This window comes from Serratia sp. CY29653, from assembly GCF_052169255.1.
GTDB lineage: Bacteria > Pseudomonadota > Gammaproteobacteria > Enterobacterales > Enterobacteriaceae > Serratia > Serratia sarumanii.
Genome location: NZ_JBJNLC010000002.1, coordinates 178799 through 191519, shown reverse-complemented (window position 1 = coordinate 191519; position 12721 = coordinate 178799). Strand labels below are relative to the sequence as shown.

Below are 12721 nucleotides of genomic sequence, written 5' to 3'. Positions count from 1 at the left end.
AAAGGTATACAGCTATGAGCAACCCAACCCCCTGGTGGCAGAACGGCGTCATCTATCAAATTTATCCGAAGAGTTTTCAAGACAGCACCGGCAACGGCTACGGCGATTTGGCCGGCGTGACCCGGCGGCTGGACTATCTGCAGGAGCTGGGCGTCGACGCCATCTGGCTGACGCCGGTCTACGTGTCGCCGCAGGTGGACAACGGCTATGACGTGGCGGACTACTGCGCCATCGATCCGGCTTACGGCACGATGGCGGACTTCGAGCAGCTGATCGCCGCCGCCCACCGGCGCGGCATCCGCATCGTGATGGACATGGTGTTCAACCACACCTCGACCGAGCACCCGTGGTTCAAGGCCGCGCAGGATCGCCACAGCCCGTATCGCCAGTTTTACGTCTGGCGCGACGGCGAGGGGGATACGCCGCCGAACAACTGGCGCTCCAAGTTCGGTGGCAACGCCTGGCAGTGGCACGCCGACAGCGGCCAGTACTACCTGCACCTGTTCGCCGCCGAGCAGGCGGATCTCAACTGGGAACACCCGCCGGTGCGCGAAGAGCTGAAGAAAGTGTGTCAGTTCTGGGCAGATAAAGGCGTCGACGGCCTACGCCTCGACGTGATCAACCTGGTGTCCAAGCAGCAGGATTTCCCGTCCGACAGCCAGGGCGACGGCCGCCGCTTCTACACCGACGGCCCGCGCATTCACGAGTTCCTGCAGGAAATGAGCCGCGACGTATTCCAGCCGCGCGGCCTGATGACGGTGGGCGAGATGTCTTCCACCACGCTTGAGCATTGCCAGCAGTACGCGGCGCAGAGCGGCGAAGAGCTGTCGATGACCTTCAACTTCCACCATCTGAAGGTGGACTACGCCGGCGGTGAAAAATGGACGCGGGCGGCGCCGGATTATGTGGAACTGAAGCAGATCTTCCGCCACTGGCAGCAGGGGATGCATAACCGCGCCTGGAACGCGCTGTTCTGGTGCAACCACGATCAGCCGCGCATCGTGTCGCGCTTCGGCGATGAAGGCGCACTGCGGGTGCCGGCCGCCAAAATGCTGGCGATGGTGCTGCACGGCATGCAGGGCACGCCTTATATCTACCAGGGTGAAGAGATCGGCATGACCAACCCCGGCTTCCGCACCATCGAGCAGTACCGCGACGTGGAAAGCCTGAACATGTACGCCGAACTGAGCGCCCAGGGCCGCGGCGACGCCGAACTGCTGGCGATCCTGGCGGACAAATCGCGCGACAACGGCCGCACGCCGATGCAGTGGAGCGCCGCGCCGCACGCCGGTTTCACCACCGGCACGCCGTGGATCGGCTGCGCCGAGAACTACCCGCAGATCAACGCCGACGCGGCGCTGGCCGACCTCGACTCGGTGTTTTACGCCTACCGCCAGCTGATCACCCTGCGCAAGCAGTATCCGCTGCTGACCCACGGCGACTATCAGGATCTGGCGCCGGATCACCCGGCGCTGTGGTGCTATCAGCGCAGCTGGAACGGCCAGCGCCTGCTGGTGGTGGCCAACCTGAGCCGCGAACCGCTGGCCTGGGCGGCGGAAGGCGTGGAAGCCTCCGCCCAATGGCGCCCGCTGATGAGCAACTACAGCGACTCGGCGGACCAGCCGCAGGCGCTGACGCTGCGGCCGTTCGAAGCGGTGTGGTGGCTGCTCGAAGACTGACCCCGCAGGGCGCAGCGATGAACTGCGCCCTACAATGTCCCCATCAGCGCCACCACCCCGGCGGCCTCTTGCGCCAACTGCTCATCGCTCATGTCGCTCACGCCCTGCACCAGATGCGGCGGCAGATAATCCATGCCGGTCAGGTTAGCCAGCGCGTGGAACGGCAGCAGCAGATCCTGCACCGGATAGCGGTTGTAGCCTGCCGGCGTGTAGGCCTGCGCGTTGCCGCCGGTGCTCACCACCAGCTGCAGCGGCTTGCCGTGCAGTTTGGTGCCCTCGCTGCCGTAGGCGAAACCATAGGTTAATACCGCGTCCTGCCATTCGCGCAGGATCGCCGGCGAGCTATACCAGAAAAACGGGAACATCATCACCACCGCATCGTGGCTTTCCAGCAGTGCCTGTTCGCGCGCCACGTCGATGCGGTAATCCGGGTAAGTGCGGATCAGTTCGTGCACGGTCACGTTAGGCAGCGGGCGCACGGCCTCGATCAGCGCCTGGTTGATGCGCGACTCGTCGGGGGTGCGGTGGGCGGTTAACACTAAAATGCGTGACATAAATGATTCCTTGAACGTAAAGAAGATGAGGCATTTTTCCATTTCTGCCGCTTCGGGTGTAGGCTGTTCAAGGTCACTTCAATTTCAACCGAAAGTATCAACCACTATGTCGCTGCCCTTTGACGTGCACCGCCTGCTGCCGGCCTTCCTCGCCGCCGCGCAGGCGCAAAATTTCTCCGCCGCCGCCCGCCAGCTGGGCGTCACGCCGGCGGCGGTCAGCAAAAATATCCGCGCGCTGGAAGAGAAGCTGGCGCTGCGGCTGTTTCAGCGCAACACCCACAACGTGCTGCTGACCGACGAGGGCAAAGCGCTGCTGGCGCAGGTGGCGCCGCTGTGGCAGGCGTTGGCGGCAACGCTGGAAAGCGCCGGCGGCGAGCGGCAGGCGCCGGCCGGGGTGGTGCGCGTCACGATGATCCCCGGCTTTGGCCGCCAGATGCTGATGCCGTTGATCCCGCAATTTCTGGCGCGCTACCCGCAGATCGATCTCGATCTGTCGCTGGATGCCCGGGTGGTGAATCTGGTGGGCGAAGGCTTCGACGTCGGCATCGGCAGCCGGGTCGATCCCGACAGCCGGCTGGTGGCGCGCCCGCTCTACCCGATGCACATGGTGCTGGCGGCGTCGCCCGACTATCTGGCGCGGCGCGGTGAACCGCAAACGCCGCACGACCTGCTGCGGCACGACTGCCTGCTGCACCGCAACCCCAGCAACGGCCGCCACGTCAAATGGCAGCTGCGCCATCAGGGCGAAACGCTGGCGCTGGATCTGAACGGCCGATTGGTGGTGAGCCGCCCGGAAATGTTGCTGGATGCGGCGCTGGCCGGGCTGGGCATCGTCAACCTGGCGCGCTGGTACCTCGAAAAGCACTTTGAGCAGGGCACGCTGCGGCCGGTGCTGGCGGAGTGCTGGCCGCGCCCGGTACAGCTGTGGCTCTATTACGCCTCGGCGGATCTGCCGCCGCGGGTGCGCGTCTGGGTCGATTTCCTGCTGGAACATTTTCGCGATCGGCCAGTGAGCGATTGACGACTGTTCAGCTTGCGCACGCTCTTCCGATTTCCTTGTTCTACATCAAAAGAATCTCGCCAATATCTATATATAGTGCATTAAGAATTGCGAACACCTATATATAGTAGTTATCCACAAAATCATCCACACGCCGCCACAGCCCTTGCGCGCTGCGGCTTTGCCCTGTGGATAAGCGAAATTTGACGGTTGCTCGCCACGCCAGGCGGGTATGAACGCTCCCTCGGGGAACAAGGAGTACAACGTGAAACCAGTAGTGATTAAGCGGGACGGTTGCCAGGTACCTTTTGACGAAGCGCGCATCGCGCAGGCCATCGAGCGCGCCGCGCTGGCGGTGGGCGTGGTTGACGCCGACTACTGCGCCACCGTCGCCCGCGTGGTCGCTCAGCGCATGGAGCAGCAGCCGCGCGTCGATATCCACGAGATCCAGCAGGCGGTGGAAAACCAGCTGATGGCCGGCGAGTACAAACAGCTGGCGCGCGCCTATATCGAATACCGCCACGATCGCGACGTGGCGCGCGAGCTGCGCGGCCGCCTGAACCAGGAGATTCGCGGCCTGGTCGAGCAGAGTAACCGCGCGCTGCTGAACGAAAACGCCAACAAGGACAGCAAGGTGATCCCCACCCAGCGCGACCTGCTGGCGGGCATCGTCGCCAAACACTACGCCAAGCAGCATATCCTGCCACGCGACGTGGTGCTGGCCCATGAACGCGGCGAAATTCACTACCACGATCTCGACTACTCGCCGTTCTTCCCGATGTTCAACTGCATGTTGATCGATCTGAAAGGCATGCTGACCAACGGCTTCAAGATGGGCAACGCCGAAATCGAGCCGCCGAAGTCGATCTCCACCGCCACCGCCGTGACCGCGCAGATCATCGCCCAGGTCGCCAGCCATATCTATGGCGGCACCACCATCAACCGCATCGATGAAATTCTGGCGCCGTTCGTCGACGAGAGCTTCCGCAAACACCTGCAGGTGGCGGAGGAATGGCAGATCCCGGACGCCAAAGGCTATGCCATGGCGCGCACCGAGAAAGAGTGTTACGACGCCTTCCAGTCGCTGGAGTACGAGGTCAACACCCTGCACACCGCCAACGGCCAGACGCCGTTCGTCACCTTCGGCTTCGGCCTCGGCACCAGCTGGGAGTCGCGCCTGATCCAGCGCTCAATCCTGAAAAACCGCATCGCCGGGCTGGGCAAAAACCGCAAGACCGCCGTGTTCCCCAAACTGGTGTTCGCCATCCGCGACGGCCTCAACCACCAGTACGGCGATCCGAACTACGACATCAAGCAGCTGGCGCTGGAGTGCGCCAGCAAGCGCATGTACCCGGACATTCTCAACTACGATCAGGTGGTGAAAGTCACCGGCTCGTTCAAAACGCCGATGGGCTGCCGCAGCTTCCTCGGCACCTACGAGCAGGATGGCGAACTGGTGCACGACGGCCGCAACAACATCGGCGTCATCAGCCTCAACCTGCCGCGCATCGCGCTGGAGGCGATGGGCGATGAGTCGCGCTTCTGGGCACTGCTGGATCAGCGCCTGCAGCTGGCGAAAAAGGCCCTGATGACGCGCATCGCCCGGCTGGAAGGCATCAAAGCGCGGGTGGCGCCAATCCTGTACATGGAAGGCGCCTGTGGCGTGCGGCTCAAGGCCGACGACAACATCGCCGATATCTTCAAGAACGGCCGTGCCTCAATTTCGCTGGGCTATATCGGCCTGCACGAGACCATCAACGCGCTGTTCGGCGGCGAAAACCACGTGTATGACGACGAAGCGCTGCGCGCCAAAGCGGTGGCGATCGTCGCGCGCCTGCGCGCCGCCGTCGACGCCTGGAAAGACGAGACCGGCTACGGCTTCAGCCTCTACAGCACGCCAAGCGAGAACCTGTGCGATCGCTTCTGCCGGCTGGACACCGCCGATTTCGGCGTGGTGCCGGGCGTCACCGACAAGGGCTATTACACCAACAGCTTCCACCTCGACGTGGAGAAGAAGGTCAATCCGTATGACAAGCTGGACTTCGAAGCGCCCTACCCGCCGTTGGCCAGCGGCGGCTTCATCTGCTACGGCGAATACCCGAACCTGCAGCACAACCTGAAGGCGCTGGAAGACGTGTGGGACTACAGCTACAGCCGGGTGCCTTACTACGGCACCAACACGCCGATCGACGAGTGCTACGAATGCGGCTTCACCGGTGAATTCTCCTGCACCAGCAAAGGCTTCACCTGCCCGAAATGCGGCAACCACGACTCAGCCAAGGTCTCAGTCACCCGCCGGGTGTGCGGCTATCTCGGCAGCCCCGATGCCCGGCCATTCAACGCCGGCAAGCAGGAAGAGGTGAAACGCCGGGTGAAACACCTCGGCAACGGGCAGCTCGGCTGAAAAGCGCCGTGCAGCCTATGCAGAAGCCTGTTCATCAGGCGTGATTGTCGCAGCCAGTTTGCCTTCGGCCAGCGCGCACCAACCGCAGCGTACACGCAGTACGTGAGGATTGGGGGCACTGCCCGGAGGCAAAATGGCCAGTAAAATAGCCTGATGGGCAGGCCTCACATGAATTATCACCAGTACTACCCGATTGACGTCGTCAACGGCCCCGGCACCCGCTGCACGCTGTTTGTCGCCGGCTGCGTGCACCAGTGCCCCGGCTGCTACAACAAAAGCACCTGGCGGCTCAACTCCGGCCAGCCGTTTACCCCGGCGCTGGAAGACCGCATCATCGCCGATCTGAACGATACGCGCGTACCGCGCCAGGGGCTGTCGCTCTCCGGCGGCGATCCGCTGCATCCGGCCAACGTGCCGAGCATCTTAACGCTGGTGAAACGGGTGCGCGCCGAATGCCCCGGCAAAGATATCTGGCTGTGGACCGGCTACCGGCTTGCGGAGCTGGACGCGCAGCAAATGCAGGTGGTGGACAGGATCAACGTGCTGATCGACGGCAAGTTCGTGCAGGATTTGAAAGACCCGGCGCTGATCTGGTGCGGCAGCAGCAACCAGGTGGTGCATAGGTTGCGATGACAACGCTAATTTGGAAATTTCTCACGCTGGTGGGCAATCGAGAAAACCTTAATAACATCATCGACGATGATATACACCAGCAACAGGGAGGCCTTGTTAATGAGCAGCTTACGTGCCTTCCCATACCAAGGCTTACCTAACTCAGGATGATCCAGCAGGCGCTTTACCGCTTTATCTATCTCGTTATCAGCCTGCACTGCCGCCTGTGGATTGAAAATATAAAGAAACTCAAAAATACGTTCCCTGTCCCGTAGCGCTGCATTATCCCATTCGATACGCATAACGATCCCTATTTTCGGTCGTATTTCGCTCTAATTTTTGCCTTAAAGGCATCCATGCTTTCTTCTACTTCTTGTTGGCTAAGGTAAACAGCATTACCCTCATGCAGACGGGAAAAAGCTGCATCTACCTTATCTTTCAACCAGTTTTCGTGTTCCTCTGCGGCCCGTTGCTCATCAGCCATTTGCTCCGCCAAGCGGCGACAGGCTTCACTTAATGTCGTTCCTTTAGCCTCGGCGGCCTTTTGCGCCAAACGCTTGGTTTCATTTTCGATGCGAAACTGGATGCGACTTTCCATCTTTGCTCCTCCTGCAATCGCACGATGGCGACACTAAATCTTGAACAGACACGTTAGCACATTTGTGACAACAACATCGAGATGAAAGGTCGTTTTTTGAACATTTCACACCAACCCCATCCCCACCAAGCCGGTCACCGCGCCGCACAGCGCCACCAGCGCCGCCGTCAGGCACAGCGCCCGGGCGGAGAAGGCCTTGTTGAGCATCAGCAGCGAAGGCAGGCTGACCGCCGGCAGGGTCATCAGCAGCGCCAGCGCCGGGCCTGCGCCCATGCCCGCCAGCATCATGGTCTGCACGATCGGGATTTCCGCCGCGGTGGGGATAACGAACAGGCAGCCGATGATCGCCAGCGCAACGATCCACAGCAGGCTATTGTCGACGGCGCCGTCGGCGTGCGGGAACAGCCAGACCCGCGCCGCGCCTAGCGCCAGCACCGCCAGCACGTAGATCGGGATGGTCGACCAAAACAGCGCCCACAGCGCTTTGCCCCAGCGGGCGAGGAACGGCCGCTCGTCATTCTGCGCCGTCATCACCGGCGGCTGAGGCGCGGCGGGCTGCGGGTCGTTGGCGGTCACGCGCTGCACCAGCCAGGCGATGCCCAACACCATCACCACGCCCGCCACCAGACGGATGGCGGCAAACGGCCAACCGAGCACAAACCCCATGAACACCAGCGTCGCCGGGTTCAGTACCGGGTTGGCGAGCCAAAAGGCCAGCGCGGCGCCGCTGGACACCGACTGGCGGCGCATGCCGGCGGCGACCGGCGCGGCGCAGCAGGTGCACATCATGCCCGGCAGCGCGATCAGCGCCCCCAGCACGGTGCCGGAAAAACGCCGGTGGCCGAGCGTGCGCGCCAGCCAGTCGCGCGGGATCAGCACCTGTACCAGCGAACCTAACAGCACCCCGAGCAGCGCCGCCTTCCACACCGCGGTGAAGTAGACCAGCGCGTACTGCCAGGCCGCCAGCCAGGGGCTCGCGGCGCCGTCGGCCAGGATCGATTTGCCGATCGAGTGGCTGTCCGCCGCCACGAAGGCCTTGCCGTAGTAAGGCTGCCATTTGACGTAGTAGAGGCCGACGGCCACCACCAGCAGAAACAGGATCGGTTTCCACAGCGGCCAGGCGCGTGGGGCGTGTTCAGGGGCGTTCAGAGATTGCGGCATGGTAGCGGCCAGAGTCAGTCAACAGTGGCGCCAGCATAGCGCGCCGCCGCCGCCCGTGCACGCCCGGGCTGTCCTAAATAGTTCATCTGTTCGCCACCGACGCGTAACGCGATTGTCATCTGCGCCCGGCACCATGATGCCAACTTGAAAACCACAGGGTAGACGCACGATGAAACGCACCGCTTTCGCCTTCATCGCACAGCCATCGGTATGACGAGGTTTTTATTATGATGGAGTTATCTAGACATCCGACCACTTATCCCACCCGCTATCAGCAGATCGCCGCGCAGCTGGAACAGGAGCTGCGCACGCAGTACCGCTGCGGCGACTACCTGCCTTCGGAACAGCAGCTGGCCGAGCGTTACCAGGTCAATCGCCACACCCTGCGCCGCGCGGTGGATCAGCTGGTAGAGCGCGGCTGGCTGCAGCGCCGCCACGGCGTCGGTATTCTGGTGCTGATGCGGCCTTACGACTACCCGCTACACGCCAATACCCGTTTCAGCCAGAACCTGTTCGAGCAGGGCAGTCACCCCACCAGTGAGCGCTTACTCGCTGTCTTGCGCCCGTGCAATGGGCATGTCGCCAGCGCACTCTCGCGTGAGGAAGGCGAAATGGTGATCCACCTGCGCACTCTGCGCCGGGTCAACGGCGTGCCGATGAGCGTGATTGACCATTATCTGCCCGATCTGGACTGGTGGCCGGCGCTGCAGCAGTTCCACAGCGGTTCGCTGCACCAGTTTATCGAACAGCACCTCCAGCAGGCGCTGACCCGCCGCCAGACGCGCATCAGCGCGCGCCGCGCGCAGGCCAAAGAGAGCCGGCTGCTGGAGATCGCCACCCACGCGCCGCTGCTGTGCGTGCGCACCCTTAACGTCCGCAGCGGCGGCGAAGACGTGGCGGAATACTCCGTCAGCCTGGCCCGCGCCGACATGATTGAACTGACGATGGAGCACTGAATGCAAGCCTTAGAGTCGAGACAACGCTGGATGTCGGTGCTGGCGCGCAGCCGGCCCGAGCAGCTGCGCAGCCACTGGCAGGCGCTGAACCTCAGTCCGGGTTACCGCAGCATCCGCGCGCCGGAGATCGGCCTGGCCCAGCTGCAGGGGCGCATGGGCGCCACCGGCCGCCGCTTCGTGCTGGGGGACATGACGGTCACCCGCGCGGTGGTGCAGCTGGACAACGGTGGCTACGGCTACAGCTATATCGCCGGGCGCGACAAGGCGCACGCCGAGCTGTGCGCGCTGGCCGATGCGCTGCTGCAACAGCCGGAACACGGTGAACGCCTGCAACAACAGCTGATCGCGCCGCTGGCCGCGCTGCAGCACGAACAGCGCCAGCTGCGCGCCCGGGCGATCGCCGCCAGCCGGGTGGATTTCTTTACGCTGGTGCGAGGGGATTAAGCCATGAGTTTATTGACCGGTTTTGAGCAACCGATAGACCAATCGCAGCACGCTTTCCGTTTGATTCTTAAGGCCTTGAGCGAACCTGGCCACCGGGTGACGCTGCCGGGCGGCCCGGTCTGGGCGCCGCTGAACGCCGCCAGCACCGCCGCGCTGCTGACGCTGGCCGATCAGGAAACGCCGCTGCAGCTGTGCGCGGCGCTGAATAGTGAGCAAGTACTAACAAACATTCGTTTTCACAGCGGTGCGCCGCTGGCCGCCACGGCGCAGGAGGTCTGTTTTGCCCTGTTCGATGAGCAGCTGCAGGCCGCCGATCTGCAGGCGTTGCCGCACGGCACTGAAATCTCGCCGGAGTTCGGCGCCACGGTCATCGTGCAGCTCGGCGAGCTGGAGAACGGCACCGCGCTGCGCCTGACCGGCCCCGGAATCGAGAATCATCGCCTGATAGCGCCGCGCCTGCCGCCGGCGCTGCTGGATTATTTGGTCAACCGCCCGCAGCGCTTCCCGCTGGGGCTGGATATTTTGCTGACCTGCGGCGATCGCCTGCTGGCGATCCCGCGGACCACCCGCGTGGAGGTGTGCTGATGTACGTAGCGGTAAAAGGGGGCGAAAAAGCCATTGAGGCCGCCCATCAGCTGCAGGAACAGCTGCGGCGCGGCGACGACGCGCTGCCGGCGATCGGCGCAGAACAAATCGAACAGCAGCTGGGGCTGGCGGTGGATCGGGTGATGACCGAAGGCGGCATCTACGATCGCGAACTGGCGGCGCTGGCCATCAAACAGGCCAGCGGCGATCTGGTGGAGGCGATCTTCCTGCTGCGCGCCTATCGCACCACCCTGCCGCGCCTGGCGGTCAGCGAGCCGCTGGCCAGCGAAAACATGCGGCTGGAGCGGCGCATCTCGGCGGTTTACAAGGACTTGCCCGGCGGGCAGGTGCTGGGGCCAACCTACGACTACACCCACCGGCTGCTGGATTTCGCGCTGCTGGCGGAAGGCGAGGCGCCGCGTGCGCCGCAGGCCGACGAACCGCTGCCGGACAACTGCAGCCACGTGTTCGATCTGCTGTGTCGCCAGCAGCTGGCGCGGGAGGAGCAGGACGACGGCAGTACGCCGGACGACATCACCCGCAACCCGCCGGTTTACCCCTGCTCGCGCTCGGCGCGCCTGCAGCAGCTGGTGCGCGGCGACGAAGGTTTTCTGCTGGCACTCGGCTACGCCACCCAGCGCGGCTACGGCCGCAACCACCCGTTCGCCGGCGAGATCCGCACCGGCCACGTTTCGGTGGAGATCGTGCCTGAAGAGCTCGGTTTCGCCATCGATATCGGCGAAATCCTGCTGACCGAGTGCGAAATGGTCAACGGCTTCGTCGATCCAAAGGACCACCCACCGCACTTCACCCGCGGCTACGGGCTGGTGTTCGGCCGCGCCGAACGCAAGGCGATGGCGATGGCGCTGGTGGACCGCGCATTGCAGAGCCCGGACTACGGCGAAGGCGTCGCCGGCCCGGCGCAGGACGAAGAGTTCGTGCTGGCCCACGCCGACAACGTCGAGGCCGCCGGCTTCGTCTCCCATCTCAAGCTGCCGCACTACGTCGACTTCCAGGCCGAACTGGAGCTGCTCAAGCGGCTGCGACAGGAATACAGCGAGCGCCAGGAGGCCCGCAATGAGTGAAGTATTGACTGGCTATAACCTCGGCTATCTGGACGAGCAGACCAAGCGCATGATCCGCCGCGCCATCCTCAAGGCGGTGGCAATCCCCGGCTATCAGGTGCCGTTCGGCGGCCGCGAGATGCCGATGCCCTACGGCTGGGGCACCGGCGGCATTCAGCTCACCGCCAGCGTTATCGGCCGCGCCGACGTGCTGAAGGTGATCGACCAGGGCGCCGACGACACCACCAACGCGGTGTCGATCCGCCGCTTCTTCCAGCGCGTCGCCGGGGTGGAAACCACCGAACGCACGCCGGAGGCCACGCTGATCCAGACCCGTCACCGCATTCCGGAAACCGCGCTGCGCGAAGACCAGATCCTGATCTATCAGGTGCCGATCCCGGAGCCGCTGCGCTTTATCGAGCCACGCGAAACCGAGACCCGCAAGATGCACGCGCTGGAGGAGTACGGCGTGATGCAGGTGAAGCTGTATGAAGACATCGCGCGCTACGGCCATATCGCCACCACCTACGCCTACCCGGTGAAGGTCAACGATCGCTACGTGATGGATCCGTCGCCGATCCCGAAATTCGACAACCCGAAAATGCACATGATGCCGGCGCTGCAGCTGTTCGGCGCCGGGCGCGAGAAACGCATCTACGCCCTGCCGCCGTTCACCAAGGTGGAGAGCCTGGACTTCGACGACCATCCGTTCAGCGTGCAGCAGTGGGACGAACCCTGCGCGCTGTGCGGCTCGCGCCACAGCTACCTGGACGAGGTGGTGCTCGACGATCGGGGCAACCGCATGTTCGTCTGTTCGGACACCGACTACTGCCGGCAGCAGCTGGCGCAATCTTCGCAAGAGGCGCAGCACTGATGACTTCCACCCCTTTGAGCACCACTCCGCTGCTGTCGGTGAACCGGCTCACCCACCTGTACGCGCCCGGCAAGGGCTTCAGCGACGTGTCGTTCGACATCTACCCCGGCGAAGTGCTGGGCATCGTCGGCGAATCCGGCTCCGGCAAAACCACGCTGCTGAAGTCGATCTCGGCGCGGCTGGCGCCGCAGCGCGGGCAGATCCTTTATCGCCCGCAGGCGGGCCAGGAACAGGATCTGTACGCCATGGCGGAGAGCGATCGCCGCCGCCTGCTGCGCACCGACTGGGGCGTGGTGCACCAGCACCCGCTCGACGGCCTGCGGCCGCAGGTTTCCGCCGGCGGCAACATCGGCGAACGGCTGATGGCCATCGGCCAGCGCCACTATGGCGACATTCGCCGCCAGGCCGGTCAGTGGCTGGAAGACGTCGAAATCCCGCTGTCGCGCCTCGACGATCTGCCGACCACCTTCTCCGGCGGCATGCAGCAGCGGCTGCAGATCGCCCGCAACCTGGTCACCCACCCCAAGCTGGTGTTTATGGATGAGCCGACCGGCGGGTTGGACGTATCGGTGCAGGCGCGCCTGCTCGATCTGCTGCGCAACCTGGTGGTGGAAATGCAGCTGGCGGCGGTGATCGTCACCCACGATCTCGGCGTGGCGCGGCTGCTGGCCCACCGCCTGCTGGTGATGAAACAGGGCGAAGTGGTGGAGAGCGGCCTGACCGACCGGGTGCTGGACGATCCGCACCATCCTTACACCCAGCTGCTGGTTTCTTCGGTGCTGTCGTAACC

14 protein-coding genes are annotated in these 12721 nt (G+C 63.8%); 10 read left to right on the top strand and 4 right to left on the bottom strand.

Annotated elements, in window-relative coordinates:
* Nucleotides 1–14: 14 nt before the first annotated feature.
* Nucleotides 15–1679, top strand: a complete 1665-nt coding sequence (treC, locus tag ACJ8HN_RS14510) for an alpha,alpha-phosphotrehalase (protein WP_442523615.1) — start codon at nt 15–17, stop codon at nt 1677–1679.
* 29 nt (nt 1680–1708) lie between these two features.
* On the opposite strand, the gene ACJ8HN_RS14505 is transcribed toward treC, so the two are convergent.
* Nucleotides 1709–2233, bottom strand: a complete 525-nt coding sequence (locus tag ACJ8HN_RS14505) for an NAD(P)H-dependent oxidoreductase (protein WP_049195798.1) — start codon at nt 2231–2233, stop codon at nt 1709–1711.
* A 106-nt stretch (nt 2234–2339) separates the two neighbouring features.
* Between ACJ8HN_RS14505 and ACJ8HN_RS14500 the strand changes: the two genes are divergently transcribed.
* From ACJ8HN_RS14500 to nrdG, 3 genes are all read left to right on the top strand, one after another.
* Nucleotides 2340–3254 carry a LysR family transcriptional regulator gene (locus ACJ8HN_RS14500; RefSeq protein WP_102985536.1) on the top strand — a complete coding sequence of 305 codons (915 nt, stop codon included), beginning with the start codon at nt 2340–2342 and terminating at the stop codon, nt 3252–3254.
* 244 nt (nt 3255–3498) lie between these two features.
* Entirely contained in the window at nt 3499–5637 is a 2139-nt protein-coding gene (gene nrdD, locus ACJ8HN_RS14495; RefSeq protein ID WP_004933403.1) for an anaerobic ribonucleoside-triphosphate reductase, read from the top strand.
* Nucleotides 5638–5805: 168 nt separating this feature from the next.
* On the top strand, nt 5806–6270 hold the full coding sequence (nrdG, locus tag ACJ8HN_RS14490; protein ID WP_261127210.1) for an anaerobic ribonucleoside-triphosphate reductase-activating protein: 465 nt from the start codon (nt 5806–5808) through the stop codon (nt 6268–6270).
* 5 nt (nt 6271–6275) lie between these two features.
* Here nrdG and ACJ8HN_RS14485 read toward each other — a convergent pair whose 3' ends face one another.
* The 3 genes from ACJ8HN_RS14485 to ACJ8HN_RS14475 all read right to left on the bottom strand — a co-directional run bounded on the left by ACJ8HN_RS14485 (nt 6276) and on the right by ACJ8HN_RS14475 (nt 8008).
* Nucleotides 6276–6551, bottom strand: a complete 276-nt coding sequence (locus ACJ8HN_RS14485) for a type II toxin-antitoxin system RelE/ParE family toxin (RefSeq protein ID WP_038879053.1) — start codon at nt 6549–6551, stop codon at nt 6276–6278.
* 8 nt (nt 6552–6559) lie between these two features.
* Nucleotides 6560–6847 carry a type II toxin-antitoxin system RelB/DinJ family antitoxin gene (locus tag ACJ8HN_RS14480; RefSeq protein WP_039567725.1) on the bottom strand — a complete coding sequence of 96 codons (288 nt, stop codon included), beginning with the start codon at nt 6845–6847 and terminating at the stop codon, nt 6560–6562.
* Nucleotides 6848–6952: 105 nt separating this feature from the next.
* Nucleotides 6953–8008, bottom strand: coding sequence for a permease (locus tag ACJ8HN_RS14475; protein WP_442523614.1), 1056 nt, complete (start codon nt 8006–8008; stop codon nt 6953–6955).
* 227 nt (nt 8009–8235) lie between these two features.
* Here ACJ8HN_RS14475 and phnF point away from each other — a divergent pair, with 227 nt between their 5' ends.
* From phnF to phnK, 6 genes are read left to right on the top strand one after another with little or no spacing between them, the layout of a single operon-like run.
* Nucleotides 8236–8964, top strand: coding sequence for a phosphonate metabolism transcriptional regulator PhnF (gene phnF, locus ACJ8HN_RS14470; RefSeq protein ID WP_033648644.1), 729 nt, complete (start codon nt 8236–8238; stop codon nt 8962–8964).
* Nucleotides 8965–9408: a phosphonate C-P lyase system protein PhnG gene (phnG, locus tag ACJ8HN_RS14465; protein WP_412008233.1), complete on the top strand. Its 444-nt coding sequence runs from the start codon at nt 8965–8967 to the stop codon at nt 9406–9408.
* A 3-nt stretch (nt 9409–9411) separates the two neighbouring features.
* Entirely contained in the window at nt 9412–9993 is a 582-nt protein-coding gene (gene phnH, locus ACJ8HN_RS14460; RefSeq protein WP_442523613.1) for a phosphonate C-P lyase system protein PhnH, read from the top strand.
* The gene (locus tag ACJ8HN_RS14455; RefSeq protein WP_060431050.1) at nt 9993–11078 is read left to right on the top strand and encodes a carbon-phosphorus lyase complex subunit PhnI; all 1086 of its coding nucleotides are present in this window, start codon (nt 9993–9995) and stop codon (nt 11076–11078) included. The genes phnH and ACJ8HN_RS14455 overlap by 1 nt, the downstream gene beginning before the upstream one ends.
* Complete coding sequence (locus ACJ8HN_RS14450; RefSeq protein WP_004933420.1) at nt 11071–11931, top strand: alpha-D-ribose 1-methylphosphonate 5-phosphate C-P-lyase PhnJ; 861 nt, start codon at nt 11071–11073, stop codon at nt 11929–11931. Before ACJ8HN_RS14455 ends, ACJ8HN_RS14450 begins: the two co-directional genes overlap by 8 nt.
* Nucleotides 11931–12719 (top strand): phosphonate C-P lyase system protein PhnK, encoded by a 789-nt coding sequence (phnK, locus tag ACJ8HN_RS14445; RefSeq protein ID WP_038879071.1) that lies wholly within the window; start codon nt 11931–11933, stop codon nt 12717–12719. Before ACJ8HN_RS14450 ends, phnK begins: the two co-directional genes overlap by 1 nt.
* Nucleotides 12720–12721: the final 2 nt, after the last annotated feature.

Coding starts and splice junctions, on each gene's coding strand:
- treC (WP_442523615.1), top strand. CDS start 15: ATGAGCAACCCAACCCCCTGGTGGCAGAACGGCGTCATCTATCAAATT.
- ACJ8HN_RS14505 (WP_049195798.1), bottom strand. CDS start 2,233: ATGTCACGCATTTTAGTGTTAACCGCCCACCGCACCCCCGACGAGTCG.
- ACJ8HN_RS14500 (WP_102985536.1), top strand. CDS start 2,340: ATGTCGCTGCCCTTTGACGTGCACCGCCTGCTGCCGGCCTTCCTCGCC.
- nrdG (WP_261127210.1), top strand. CDS start 5,806: ATGAATTATCACCAGTACTACCCGATTGACGTCGTCAACGGCCCCGGC.
- ACJ8HN_RS14485 (WP_038879053.1), bottom strand. CDS start 6,551: ATGCGTATCGAATGGGATAATGCAGCGCTACGGGACAGGGAACGTATT.
- ACJ8HN_RS14480 (WP_039567725.1), bottom strand. CDS start 6,847: ATGGAAAGTCGCATCCAGTTTCGCATCGAAAATGAAACCAAGCGTTTG.
- ACJ8HN_RS14475 (WP_442523614.1), bottom strand. CDS start 8,008: ATGCCGCAATCTCTGAACGCCCCTGAACACGCCCCACGCGCCTGGCCG.
- phnF (WP_033648644.1), top strand. CDS start 8,236: ATGATGGAGTTATCTAGACATCCGACCACTTATCCCACCCGCTATCAG.
- phnG (WP_412008233.1), top strand. CDS start 8,965: ATGCAAGCCTTAGAGTCGAGACAACGCTGGATGTCGGTGCTGGCGCGC.
- phnH (WP_442523613.1), top strand. CDS start 9,412: ATGAGTTTATTGACCGGTTTTGAGCAACCGATAGACCAATCGCAGCAC.
- ACJ8HN_RS14455 (WP_060431050.1), top strand. CDS start 9,993: ATGTACGTAGCGGTAAAAGGGGGCGAAAAAGCCATTGAGGCCGCCCAT.
- ACJ8HN_RS14450 (WP_004933420.1), top strand. CDS start 11,071: ATGAGTGAAGTATTGACTGGCTATAACCTCGGCTATCTGGACGAGCAG.
- phnK (WP_038879071.1), top strand. CDS start 11,931: ATGACTTCCACCCCTTTGAGCACCACTCCGCTGCTGTCGGTGAACCGG.